The sequence below is a fragment of the Microcoleus sp. A2-C3 genome, from assembly GCF_036706065.1.
Lineage (GTDB): Bacteria > Cyanobacteriota > Cyanobacteriia > Cyanobacteriales > Microcoleaceae > Microcoleus.
Genome location: NZ_JAUBVX010000036.1, coordinates 56,260 through 68,222 on the forward strand (window position 1 = coordinate 56,260; position 11,963 = coordinate 68,222).

Genomic DNA, 11,963 nt, shown 5'->3' on the forward strand with positions numbered 1-11,963 from the left:
CTACTGACTACTGACTAATGACTAATGACTAATGACTACTGACTACTGACTACTGACTACTGACTAATTTATGCGCTTAAAATCTCTTGATGTTTTTCGCGGAATTGCGATCGCCTCGATGATTCTAGTCAACAACCCCGGCAGTTGGAAACAGGTGTATCCGCCGCTAGATCACGCAGAATGGCACGGCTGTACGCCGACAGACTTGGTATTTCCGTTTTTCCTGTTCATCGTGGGCTGCGCGATGTCCTTCTCGCTGTCTAAATATACTGAAACTACTACAAAAATAGAAACAAATATCTACTGGCGAATTGCGCGCCGCGCGGGGATTTTGTTTGGATTAGGATTGCTGCTAAATACATCTTCGATCGCCCTTGACGTACTTCTCAACAGCGCCCCAGTGGAAAACTTCGGTAAAATCCGCATCATGGGAGTATTGCAGCGCATCGGTTTGGCGTATTTGATTAGTGCGATCGCGATTCTCAACCTTTCCCCCCGCCATCAAAAACTGCTCGCTGTGGCGGTGCTTTTGGGCTACTGGGGCGCATTGCTCGTATTTGCTGTAGGGGGGTACAGCGCCTACGAACTCACGCCGGAAGGATATTTAGGTGGATATGTCGATCGGCTAATACTCGGTAGCCAACACCTGTACAAAGGCGGCCCCTTCGATCCTGAAGGACTGTTGAGCACCTTACCAGCAAGCGTGACAGTGCTGATCGGCTACTTTACAGGAGAGTGGCTGCGCGTACAGCCAATCAAAACCCGCACCAGTTTAAATTTAGCGATCGGCGGCCTCTGTTGCCTAGTAATCGGTCGTTTGTGGGGATTTTCCTTTCCCATCAACAAACAACTCTGGACGAGTTCCTATGTAGTTTTTACCGCAGGTTGGGCGTTGCTATTGTTAGCAGCTTGCTATGAAACAATAGAAGTGCGAAAGTGGAAATGGGGGTGGCCGTTTGAAATCATGGGATTGAATGCAATTTTCTTGTTTGTCGCCTCCGGTATTGTTGCCAGAATTTTGTTAAAAACTCATATTGGTAGTGGTAAAACTGCTCCAAATACCTACAGTTGGATTTATGAAAACTGGTTTGTGCCGTGGGCGGGGCCGCTCAATGGTTCTCTGGCATTTGCGGTGACGGCGGTATTGTGTTGGTGGTTGGTTTTGTATGGAATGTATCGCAGAGGTTGGGAGATTAAAATTTAAATTGTGGCTTGTTTAACAAGTAGGTTTGTTGGCAAGTGATGAGGAAGGAAACTTGACAGTCAAAAGCTGTTTTCAGTATAATATATCTAAATTATTTTACGGTTTTTAACGTGTATATTCTAATTGAGTCAACAAGAGAATTTGAGAAAGATATTGTGCTGCTAAATGAAGATGAGAAAGCCACAGTAATTCAAAAAATTAATTATTGTGCCAGCCTTTTTCCTACTCAAAAATCTAATGTGTATCGAAAGCTGCGTCGTCTCCCGCTATCGTCAGACCTGAATGGTTACGAGTCTTCGCTTTATACGCTACGAATTTCTCAAAAACTGAGAGTGGTTTTGGCGGTTGACGAAGACCCAATTTTTGGGCAAGCTATTTTTACTCTTTTTCGAGCAGTTCAACACGACGAACTCGACAAAGCGTATAAGGGTGTAGCAGAGTCTTTGTATCAAGACTTGCTTCAGCGCGATCGAGAAACTGCATAGATATCATCAGCTTGGTTATGGCACAAAATACGTAAGCTATCATGAACCCCACAATACCTATACCGATCGTTCATAGCGACCCCGACATTCTAGGGGGAACTCCTGTCTTTATCGGCACTCGCGTCCCGATGAAGACTTTGCTAGATTATCTCGAAGCTGGTGATTCGCTGAATGAGTTTCTCGACCATTTCCCTAGTGTCAGTCGCGATCGAGCGATCGCACTTCTTGCAATGATACGATCGCCACATCACATTGATTGATGTCCGGTTCCTCAAGATCGATCGCCCGCCCGATCGGATTTCCGATCGCACACCCGACACATTTTCCCCAAATTAACAGCCCAACCCCGCCCAAACTCAAGGATTTTGCCGATTTGTCGATCGCCCGTCACCGCACCCTAACTATAAATGAACCCAAATCGCTAAAATAAAAAAAAGATACGTAAATAGGTAGGCTGGCGTCAATGATCCCAACAGTTATAGAACAATCCGGTCGCGGCGAACGCGCCTTTGACATTTACTCGCGACTCCTGCGCGATCGCATCGTCTTCTTGGGCCAACAGGTTGACTCCGACTTAGCCAACCTGATCGTTGCCCAATTGCTATTTTTAGATGCCGAAGACCCCGAAAAAGACATTTACCTCTATATCAACTCCCCAGGGGGTTCGGTAACAGCAGGTATGGGGATTTTTGACACAATGAACCACATCCGCCCCGACATTTGCACTATTTGTCTCGGTTTAGCCGCCAGCATGGGCGCTTTTCTGTTGAGTGCCGGCGCTAAAGGCAAGCGGATGAGTTTGCCTCACTCCCGGATTATGATCCACCAACCTCTGGGCGGAGCTCAAGGACAAGCTACCGATATTGAAATTCAGGCCAAAGAGATTTTGTATCACAAACGCCGCCTGAATGGATTTTTGGCAGATCATACCGGCCAGCCGCTTTCCCGGATTGAAGAAGATACTGAACGGGATTTCTTCATGTCCGCTGAAGAAGCAAAGGACTACGGTTTAGTCGATCAAGTGATCGATCGCCGTCCTTCTGCTAGCCGCCCGATCGCCGCTGTCGTCGCGTAAATTGAATGTTAAAAATCAAAAATGGAGAAATATTCTTCATTTTTGATTTTTAGGATCAGATGGCGGTTGAAACCACTTTTGAGTTCTAACTCGTATGTGGCGAAGCGCCCCTGGGTGCGAGTTAGAACTCAAACTACACAAACGATGTCCGCCTCCGCGGTGTAAAGAGAATAACGCAATTTTTACCATCCAATATTCAACCCGCGGAGGCGGGTTTTGTTTTTATAGACGCGGTTTCAACCGCCCGGTCTTCTTCTGAGTTTCCGAATTCCTAGGGTAAAGATTCGAGATATTGCAGGAAGTCGAACAATTCTTCTCTATTTAAGAAATGTCGTGCTTCTTTGCCATAACCTTGTTTGAGATAATCTTTTCCTTGGTTGGCAGTCCAACCCAATCTCTTGATTTCTTCGGTGGTTCTGCTGTAGATTTCTAGATATTCTAGAAAATCTGCTAACTGTTCGCTAGAAAGTTCTCTCTGGGACGATTTGCCATAAAGTTGTTCGAGACAGTCGGTTTCCGTTTTTTTATTCCATCGCTGGCGTTTGAGGATTGCGTCTATTTGGGCGATCGTATCAGAATCATCCTCGATCGCATCGCTGGGAATTCCCACCGCGATCGGTTGCAATTCCCGGACTTCGGCCGCACCCTGCGACAGTTCGCTTTGGCTAGTATTCGGCACTTCCAGTTCTGGAAGCGGTTCGCCGTAGCTGGAAGACAGCCAAGCGTCCGAGTCTATCTGCTTCGGTACAAATTCAGCAGCCGGAGGCAGATCGATAGTAGGTGGCAGCGGTTCCGGTACAGGTGCGATCGGCTCTTGATTTAAGTTCGCTTCAGTATTGACAAAATTGCTATGATGTGGTACGGCAATTGGGTCGGCAACAGGCATTTCTAAAACAGGAAGAGGAGCAAGGGCTGGGGGAACGGGAGCCGGAGCAACGGGAACAGCAGCAACCGGAGCCGGAGCCGGAACGGGAACAGCAGCAACCGGAGCCGGAGCCGGAGCAACGGGAACAGCAGCAACCGGAGCCGGAGCCGGAGCAGTAAATGCGAGGACAGCGATCGATCGCGATCGGGCGCGGTCTTCAGCATCCTCAACAGACTCAGCAGCCGACATACCAGTAGCGAGAGTTTTGCCGTCAACCTGAACCAGACAGCGAACCACAAACTTACCGTGATGAATAGTCAGCAACTCACAGATTAACTGTCCAGTGGGATAAAGGGCGCGAAATTCAGCAAACATAATTTTTTTACCCCGAAACCAAAAGGGGCTGATGACTTAAGTTTAGTACAACCCAGAGAAAACATTTTTCTGAAAGCACCTATTCAACATACAATAAATGTAAGGTGAATCATCCGCGCAACCTTTCACGCGACTAAACCCTATCCCACATCCGGCGGTTTAAGCTAACAAGCACCGGGCGTCATTTCTACCTATAGGAGATGACACAGCAACTAGGCAAAAGTAGTAAAAGTCTCCGGTTTTGTGTACCTTGCACTTTCTACAGCACAGATTGCTCCCTACCCTGAATTGCACCTCCGTCCGTAAGGGCAGAGCGCTTGCAAAAACAGGGGCATCGCAGCGGCGAGCTAGTAGCAATTTTGACTAATCGCCGGTAAAATCTTTGGCTTTAGCAAAAGGAAAGAGGCACTTCAAAAAGAAGAAGAAAGCAGGAAAAAGGCAGAAGGAAAAAGGCAGGAGGCTCAAATGCAAATTTTCTCCCTCTGCATCTCTCCATCTCCAGATCCAGGACTCAACCCGTCGCTTTCAGCATCGAGTCATCTTTTAAGAACCGACAGGGGCTTTCTACTTCGCGAAGATCTCGGCGCTGCAAGCGAAAAGCAAAGGAACCAACGCTAAAAAATTGTATTGGGGAATAGGGTATGGGGTATTTGTCTGCACCATCATCTGTCATTCGCAGACAGACAGCAGACAATTAGCGAGTGCCGATGTGGGGGGGAAATCTGAAAAAATCCCCGCGCACGGGTAGCACCGACTGTGCTGGCATCTCCACCTACTAACCCGCGCATTTGTTGGGAAGCAGGCACTACGAGGGCAAGAGAGGGTGCGGCTGATTTCGCCAAAATTAGACTAATTGCTGGAAAAAAGAGGATCGATCGCTACATGGAATTTTCTATCGCTGCACTGCTGGCAAATTTTACAGAAGACAAATTAGTGGCTCCCAAAGCATTAGAGAAAAAACTCGATTGCAATGACGCTACCAGTCAACTCAAACTTCAAATCGCATTAGAAGCTCTAGAGAAAATTGGCATATTAGTCAAAGACAAAGGCCGCTATCGCCGAGTAGCTGAAGAGGACGTGGTAGAAGCAAAACTGCGTTGTTCGAGCAAAGGATTTTGCTTTGCTATTCAAGACGCTGAAGGCTCAGAAGACGTTTATGTGCGGGAAAGTCACCTCTCGACTGCTTGGAATGGCGATCGAGTTTTAGTCAAAATTATCAAAGAAGGTAGCCGTCGTCGATCGCCCGAAGGCGAAGTTATGCTGATTCTCGAACGCGCCAACCCCTCGGTACTGGCGCGAGTCAAGCAAACCGCCACCCCCACCGGCCGCGTCAGCTACAGAGCAATTCCCCTGGACGATCGCCTGTTGTTTGAACTAGACTTGCTGGCAAATGGTACAAATCTGCAAGAGGCGATCGACCATTTAGTACACGTCGAAGTCAAACGCTATCCCCTCGGAACCCATCGCCCAGTCGGCAAAGTAGTACAGGTACTCGGTTCCGACGCCGAAGCCGCAGACGACCTCGACATCGTATGCTGCAAACACGACTTGCCGCGATCCTTCCCCGCCGCCGTCATCAAAGCAGCCGAAAACTTGCCCAGCAAACTCAAAAAAACCGACATCAAAAAACGGTTAGATTTGCGTAACATCCTGACTGTTACCTTCAGCAAAAATGAACCGGGCGAAACCAACGAAAATGATGCCCCTCAAACTCAGCAGGAAAGTTTCTCAGACGAAGCCGAAAACGAGTTTGACCCCACCTCATTCCTCTCCGATCCGCCAATAGAACGCGCTTTGTCGATCGAAAGCCTGAAGTCCGGCGGCTGGCAAGTCGGAATCCACATCACCGACGCAGCCGAGTACGTGCAGCCCGAAACCCCGATCGACCGCGAAGCCCGCAAACGAGGAACCTGCGCGCATCTGGGAGAAAAAATCATCGCCGTACTCCCAGAAATCCTCAACGATCGTTGCTCCCTGCTGCTAGACACCGAACGGCTGGCCTTCAGCATACTGCTCACCCTAGACGAATCAGGAGAACTCCTAGAATACGAAATTCAAACCAGCGTCATTCACATTGACTACCAGCTCAGCTACCAGGACGCTCAAGCAATTCTCGAACCAGACTCCGATGCCGAAGATCACGCTTTATCCTCAGCCCTCCGTCCTTTCCTAGATCAAATTTTAGCCGCCTCACAGGCTGCCAGACAGGCGAGACTCAAGCGGGGAGCTTTTGAACTAAATTTGCCAGACGCTAACTCTCACTTCGACGACGAAGGCGAATTAGGAGCTTTTGCAACAGCTCCCGCCCCGCAGTCGGCTGTCTCCGAGTTAGTCGTACTCGCCAACCAAGCTGTCGCCACCCACCTGCAAGCCTTGGGAGTCCCAGCAATCTACCGCGTCCAACCGATGCCAGACCCGGCAGACATTCAAGAGTTCATCAAACTCTCCAACAACCTCGGCGGCGAACTCTATCTCGAAAGCGAAGAAGAAGTTCTGCCCTTTGACTTTCAGCGATTTACCCAGCAGTTTGCCGGCCTCAAGTCCGAAAGAGTTCTCACCTACCTGCTGGAAGACACGATGAAACCCGCTGTTTACAGCACAACTCCCAAGCCACACTTCGGTTTGGGACTGTCAGAGGGTTACACGCGCTGCACTTCGCCGCTTTCTCGCTACGCCGATTTGCTGGTGCTGCGGGTGTTGCAGGCTGTGTTCGAGCAAGGGCGCAGCAGCCGCACAACTCGCGCTAAGGAAAAAGTTGACTTGCATCATTCCTCCTGTCACGGTCAAATTACTTGGAATGTCCTCCCCCCAGACTTGCACCATGAGTTTGAGACAGAGTTTGCAGCGGGGGTGGTACATCTGACGGAACGCGAAAGGGTTGCTGAAGATGCCGAAAGCGATTTGCAGGGATTGAAGAAAACGGGATTGATGAAAGAGCGCACTGGTCAAACTTTCCAGGGTTTGATTACAGGGGTGCAGTCTTACGGTTTCTTTGTGGAAATTGAGGTGCGGCCGCCGGAGAGCGAACTTCTGCGAGTTGAAGGATTGGTGCACGTTTCTTCGCTGAAGGATGATTGGTATGAATATCGATCGCGCCAGCAAACTCTCGTAGGTCGCAAAAACCGCAATCAGTACCGTTTGGGCGATCGGGTGGAAGTTCAAGTTAAGAGCGTTGACTACTATCGCCAGCAAATTGATTTAGTTGCTGTTGGTGGCGGTAGTCAAGCTTTTGATGATGAGGAATAGTCAGTTGACAGTTGACAGTTGACTGTTGACAGTTGACTGTTGGCTTTTCTCAATACTTAGTTGTCATTGTCTGGCAACTAAGTATTAAGAAGTGGGCGACAAACTATACTCAGCAATCCTCAAAAAATAATTAATGACTAACAACTAATTACTAATAACAGTCAATCATCAACTAACTAATAAGTAGTCGGACATAAATAAACAGTTTGGTGTAAAAAAATATCAAGAAAAATACGCAAGGGGCGATCGGGATAGTTGAGATTTTTATCGATGAGCGAGTGCTTTCTCCTTACCTGTTTAATCTTTTGAACCTAGAACTTTAATTGCAGTTATTCTAGTCTTAGATCAAACAATTCATTCGATCTTTTTGCTCAAACTACACGAAGTTTCGTCCTAGCTATTAGAGACTAAAAAATAAAGCGCTATTCAAGCCGGATTTGGTAAGATATTACTAATTATCGCTCGCGCGCAGCATTCAAATGAAAACCGCTATATTAGGAGTTGGCTGCGCTTACTGCAAGAGCATTCCAAGTAGTGCTAGCCATTTCTTCTGTCAATTTTTCATCAGGATCGCAAACGTATCCGAGTTGATTTAGCACGCTTTGATGGGAGATCGCAATTCGCCGCGAAACTGCTGCTGTGAGCAGATGTTTCCAATTTCCGCACTTTCCTTGCCAGAAGTGATTGTTGGCAGCAGTTGTTCTTAAAGAAGCGAGCGAATAAAGGGGAATCACATCTAATATTGGACGCGCAGGTTTCAACTCCAGTTGTTCGTTTAATTTAGATAGTTCCTCGGCAGTATCAGCGACCAAATTTTCATAGCGAATTTGCCAAGTGTTTTCTCTATTCCACCATGCCGTACTAATAGAGAGAAGGGCAGCAGATCTCTTACCTACAGCATAATCGATAAACTCCGAAGAGAGCGGGGATTTATTATTAATAATAGAAATTTCGCTGCCAGCTTCACCGTCTAACCAGCGGGCAGTTTGCGATTCGTAACTTGCAAAGTGCAGAATTGAAATCAAGACATCGAGAGGGTGGCGGGCAATAACTATTGGGCGAAATCCATTTTCTGCAAGCAGTGAAACAAAATTATCAGTATCCCGCCAGTGGATTTGTAATATTACTTTTGGTGGCAGAGATTGCCAAGCTATTTCCCTAGGCGTGTGCACGGCTATTTGAGGCAAATCGTACATTGATGCTAGAAGCTTCCGCAGCCAAGTGTTGCCAGAACGGGGAGTGCTAACTATTGCTAGGCGCAGGTTGTCCAAATTGGCAAAGGGCGATATAAATTTAGAATAAGATTTAGATGGAAAGACGCTGAGATGACTTAGTTTTTGCAAAGCTTTATCTAAGTTGGTGTGAAATAGATAAAAGTTTGGATAAAGATCAATAGCACGGCGGTAGGCTGCGATACCTTCCTCTAGCTTGCCCTGTTTTTCTAAAGCATTGCCTAAATTGTTGTGCGACCAAGAAAAATTGGGATAAAGCTCAATGGCCTGCTGGTAAGCAGAGACGGCTTCAGCTAATTTACCTTGTTTTTGCAGGACATTTCCTAAATAGTGGTGCAGCCACGAACAGTTCGCGTAAAGCTCTATAGCGCGCAGGTAGATGACAGTGGCTTCATCTAATTTATCTTCTTTAACTAGGGCTGACGCTAAATTGTGGTAACATTTGTAATCATTGAGGTTAAGTAAAGTAGCTTGACAATAAACACCGAGAGAATGAGCAGCATTTTTTTTCATGAGCTTGCATAATTTTAGGTAGCATTAATTTTATACTAAACTACTCGTAAGTGTGCAATGCCCACCTTACTACTACAATTAAAGGATAATTGCTCATGACTAATTCTGTTTCAGTCCCCGCCCAACCCCTAATTGTAGGAGTGACTGGAGCATCGGGATTAATTTACGCGGTGCGAACATTAAAATATCTATTGGAAGCCGATCGCGCCGTCGAACTGGTAGCATCAAAATCTACCTACATGGTTTGGCAAAGCGAACAGAACATCCGAATGCCCGCAGAACCCACTCTGCAAGAAGAATTCTGGCGGGAAAAAGCAGGAGTACCCAATTCTGGCAAACTCCGCTGTCATCCGTGGCAAGATGTTGGTGCTAATATTGCTAGCGGTTCCTTTCGCACCCAAGGAATGATGATTATTCCCTGTAGCATGAGTACACTAGGAAAGTTGGCGGCTGGCTTGAGCTCGGATTTGCTCGAAAGAGCGGCCGACGTTCAGCTTAAGGAAGGGAGAAAATTGGTACTTGTACCTAGAGAAACTCCTTTTAGTTTGATTCACCTGCGGAATTTGACCACTTTAGCAGAAGCTGGAGCTAGAATTGTGCCAGCGATTCCCGCTTGGTATCACAATCCTCAAACTATTGAAGATTTGGTAGACTTTGTGGTGGCTCGCGCTTTAGACCAGTTGGGGATTGATTGCGTTCCTCTCAAACGCTGGAAGGAAGAAGAAAAGAGTCATTAGTCATTAGTCATTAGTCATTAGTCATTAGTCATTAGTTAATTATCAATTACCGATTACCAATTACCTATTAAAATTTGATATGCGCGCTGTATTTTTGCTAGTGATTGTGGTAGGGCTAACTATTTTTGCCTTACAAAATGTGGAGCCGGCATTATCGCTGGTATTTTTGGGAATTCGATCGCCCGCTTTACCCTTATCTATCTGGATTTTGCTCAGCATGGGGACGGGAGTTGTCACATCTTTGTTGATTTCTGCTTTGCTCTCCTTCTCAAATTACCTATCTCAAACACGAGAGCGCAGCGGCCGGGACATTCGCAGCCGTGATGCTGTCTCACCAGACAGCAGAACAGCTTACGCGCCGCCTTGTCCCAGAAAACAGGAGATTGACCCGGATTTTGATACGGAAAATAGCCAAACTTCCTATAGAACTGAGTACGGGACACCGGCAGGCTACACTCCGCAGACTTTCCAGCAAGAAACTCCAAACCCTGCTGCTGCAAGGAATTACGCTCAACAGACAACTATTCAAGCAGCAGACGATGAGGATGATTGGGTTTCAGATGGCTCAAAATCTGTCTCTGGCGGCAGCGATGATGATTGGGGGGACGATGGCGATTTGCCCGATCGACCGCAGGTAAATGACGTTCCAGCGGCAAATCCGACGGCTTACGAAACTAAACAAGAACCCAAAAGCAAGTCTTGGGCTGGCTCGGTATACTCTTATGGCTATCGAGATCCCAGCCAGTCTGGGGTGGGACAAACTGAGTCTGTTTACGATGCGGAGTATCGGGTGCTGGTTCCCCCCCAAGATCCCATACCTAACTCCGGTGATGAAGTACCCCAAAATCCTAGTGCAGAAACAGAGGATGATTGGGGATTGGATGAAGATGATGTATTTGAAGACGACTCACGCCCCAGTGGTGGGCCGATTGACCTGAAAAAATAGCAAAATATCGGAGGATTTGGTGGTGGATTTGTTGAGGGGAGTTAATATCTATCTCGTCGGGATGATGGGTGTGGGAAAAACCACGGTGGGGAGGATTTTGGCAAGGGAGTTAAAATACCGTTTTTTTGATACTGATGAACTAATTGTGCGGGTTGCTAATCAGTCAATTGCTGATATTTTCGATCGCGAAGGGGAAGAGGTTTTTCGGGAATTAGAAACTAAAGTGCTCGGTGAATTGTCTGCTTATCAAAATTCGGTGGTTGCTACGGGCGGTGGTATTGTTGCCCGATCGACAAATTGGGGTTATTTACATTACGGTATCGTGGTTTGGCTGGATGTGCCTGTAGACCAATTGTGCGATCGACTGCGATCGGACAGCACTCGTCCCCTGCTGCGGGAAGGCGACCTCAAATCTAAGCTGCAAAACCTTTTGAGCGAACGAGAGCGTTTCTACACTCAAGCAGATGTCCGAGTTGGCATTTCAGGAGGCGAAAGGCCTGAAGAAGTGGCGCGTCGGGCGATCGAGGAAATCAAAAAAGTTCTAGAAGAAGGAAGAAGGAAGAGGGAAGAAGGAAAAGGGAAGAAGGAAGAAGAAAGCAATTAAGAACATCCTCAACGTCGGCCCGGTTGCCAGATCAAATCAGAAACCGGGCCTGATATCAATTGATACGCTCAGAAACCAGGTTTCTGGGAAAGTAACAGGTTTTTGAGGACTTTTGAATTCCGTAAAAATACTGATTTATGCCTGAGTGTGTCCGTTTAACCGCCGAATGTTTGGGAATCAACCGGGTTTGAATCGACGGGGTGCGTAAGTTTTATTAGGTGTGAAGATGTGGCGATGGGAGACTTTGTGCAAAAACTGATGGCACACTCATCTGATGGGTTACAGTCGGCTATTGATTTGTGCCAAAAAATAAAATGGCCCCACCGCGGTCGGGCTGTAGGGCGCAAGGACAGTTAAACGCTAACCTCATTGTCGGAAAATTTAGCATCGATGCTATCTTGCTATGTGACGATTTTGCGATCGTCCATTCATTCATCAACTCTCCCGTATCAAAAAATGTAACCCAAGGGCGATCGAATTCTACCTGTCCTATTCTAAAAACAATACCTCATGCAATTCTGACGAGCAGCTCGCTAAAGCTGCTTTTTTATTGCGATCGAGTTTTTGGCTGCTACACTTGCGCGCGTTTGGCAATAACATTTTCTTGAGTTAGGTCGAGGGAGGCTATTAAGCCCCGCCCCTCCCAATTAGATCCGAACGTGCGACTTTCATCGCATTCGG

General features: G+C 47.2%; 11 protein-coding genes. 9 read left to right on the forward strand and 2 right to left on the reverse strand.

Features of this window, described 5'->3' with window-relative positions:
* Positions 1 to 70: 70 nt before the first annotated feature.
* From QUB66_RS19710 to clpP, 5 genes are all read left to right on the forward strand, one after another.
* Positions 71 to 1,204, forward strand: coding sequence for an acyltransferase family protein (locus tag QUB66_RS19710; protein WP_332969404.1), 1,134 nt, complete (start codon positions 71 to 73; stop codon positions 1,202 to 1,204).
* A 155-nt stretch (positions 1,205 to 1,359) separates the two neighbouring features.
* Entirely contained in the window at positions 1,360 to 1,689 is a 330-nt protein-coding gene (locus tag QUB66_RS19715) for a hypothetical protein (protein WP_332969405.1), read from the forward strand.
* Positions 1,690 to 1,730: 41 nt separating this feature from the next.
* Positions 1,731 to 1,949, forward strand: a complete 219-nt coding sequence (locus QUB66_RS19720) for a DUF433 domain-containing protein (protein WP_332969407.1) — start codon at positions 1,731 to 1,733, stop codon at positions 1,947 to 1,949.
* Positions 1,949 to 2,119, forward strand: a complete 171-nt coding sequence (locus QUB66_RS19725; RefSeq protein WP_332969408.1) for a hypothetical protein — start codon at positions 1,949 to 1,951, stop codon at positions 2,117 to 2,119. The genes QUB66_RS19720 and QUB66_RS19725 overlap by 1 nt, the downstream gene beginning before the upstream one ends.
* 33 nt (positions 2,120 to 2,152) lie before the next feature.
* The gene (gene clpP / locus QUB66_RS19730; RefSeq protein WP_265238472.1) at positions 2,153 to 2,764 is read left to right on the forward strand and encodes an ATP-dependent Clp endopeptidase proteolytic subunit ClpP; all 612 of its coding nucleotides are present in this window, start codon (positions 2,153 to 2,155) and stop codon (positions 2,762 to 2,764) included.
* Positions 2,765 to 3,035: 271 nt separating this feature from the next.
* On the opposite strand, the gene QUB66_RS19735 is transcribed toward clpP, so the two are convergent.
* Positions 3,036 to 4,004: a hypothetical protein gene (locus tag QUB66_RS19735; protein ID WP_332969410.1), complete on the reverse strand. Its 969-nt coding sequence runs from the start codon at positions 4,002 to 4,004 to the stop codon at positions 3,036 to 3,038.
* An 882-nt stretch (positions 4,005 to 4,886) separates the two neighbouring features.
* Between QUB66_RS19735 and QUB66_RS19740 the strand changes: the two genes are divergently transcribed.
* A complete protein-coding gene (locus QUB66_RS19740; protein ID WP_332969417.1) occupies positions 4,887 to 7,250 on the forward strand; it encodes a ribonuclease R family protein in 2,364 nt (787 codons plus the stop codon).
* A 494-nt stretch (positions 7,251 to 7,744) separates the two neighbouring features.
* Here the strand turns inward: QUB66_RS19740 and QUB66_RS19745 are convergent, their stop codons facing one another.
* Complete coding sequence (locus QUB66_RS19745; protein ID WP_332969411.1) at positions 7,745 to 8,995, reverse strand: tetratricopeptide repeat protein; 1,251 nt, start codon at positions 8,993 to 8,995, stop codon at positions 7,745 to 7,747.
* A gap of 95 nt (positions 8,996 to 9,090) precedes the next feature.
* On the opposite strand from QUB66_RS19745, the gene QUB66_RS19750 reads away from it, so the two are divergent.
* From QUB66_RS19750 to QUB66_RS19760, 3 genes are all read left to right on the forward strand, one after another.
* The gene (locus QUB66_RS19750; RefSeq protein ID WP_332969413.1) at positions 9,091 to 9,732 is read left to right on the forward strand and encodes a flavin prenyltransferase UbiX; all 642 of its coding nucleotides are present in this window, start codon (positions 9,091 to 9,093) and stop codon (positions 9,730 to 9,732) included.
* 79 nt (positions 9,733 to 9,811) lie between these two features.
* Positions 9,812 to 10,678 (forward strand): LapA family protein, encoded by an 867-nt coding sequence (locus QUB66_RS19755; RefSeq protein WP_332969414.1) that lies wholly within the window; start codon positions 9,812 to 9,814, stop codon positions 10,676 to 10,678.
* Positions 10,679 to 10,700: 22 nt separating this feature from the next.
* Positions 10,701 to 11,282 (forward strand): shikimate kinase, encoded by a 582-nt coding sequence (locus QUB66_RS19760; RefSeq protein WP_332969415.1) that lies wholly within the window; start codon positions 10,701 to 10,703, stop codon positions 11,280 to 11,282.
* Positions 11,283 to 11,963: the final 681 nt, after the last annotated feature.

Excerpts from the sequence above, each read along its gene's own strand:
- QUB66_RS19710 (WP_332969404.1), top strand. The coding sequence starts at position 71 with ATGCGCTTAAAATCTCTTGATGTTTTTCGCGGAATTGCGATCGCCTCG.
- QUB66_RS19720 (WP_332969407.1), top strand. The coding sequence starts at position 1,731 with ATGAACCCCACAATACCTATACCGATCGTTCATAGCGACCCCGACATT.
- QUB66_RS19725 (WP_332969408.1), top strand. The coding sequence starts at position 1,949 with ATGTCCGGTTCCTCAAGATCGATCGCCCGCCCGATCGGATTTCCGATC.
- clpP (WP_265238472.1), top strand. The coding sequence starts at position 2,153 with ATGATCCCAACAGTTATAGAACAATCCGGTCGCGGCGAACGCGCCTTT.
- QUB66_RS19735 (WP_332969410.1), bottom strand. The coding sequence starts at position 4,004 with ATGTTTGCTGAATTTCGCGCCCTTTATCCCACTGGACAGTTAATCTGT.
- QUB66_RS19740 (WP_332969417.1), top strand. The coding sequence starts at position 4,887 with ATGGAATTTTCTATCGCTGCACTGCTGGCAAATTTTACAGAAGACAAA.
- QUB66_RS19745 (WP_332969411.1), bottom strand. The coding sequence starts at position 8,995 with ATGAAAAAAAATGCTGCTCATTCTCTCGGTGTTTATTGTCAAGCTACT.
- QUB66_RS19750 (WP_332969413.1), top strand. The coding sequence starts at position 9,091 with ATGACTAATTCTGTTTCAGTCCCCGCCCAACCCCTAATTGTAGGAGTG.
- QUB66_RS19755 (WP_332969414.1), top strand. The coding sequence starts at position 9,812 with ATGCGCGCTGTATTTTTGCTAGTGATTGTGGTAGGGCTAACTATTTTT.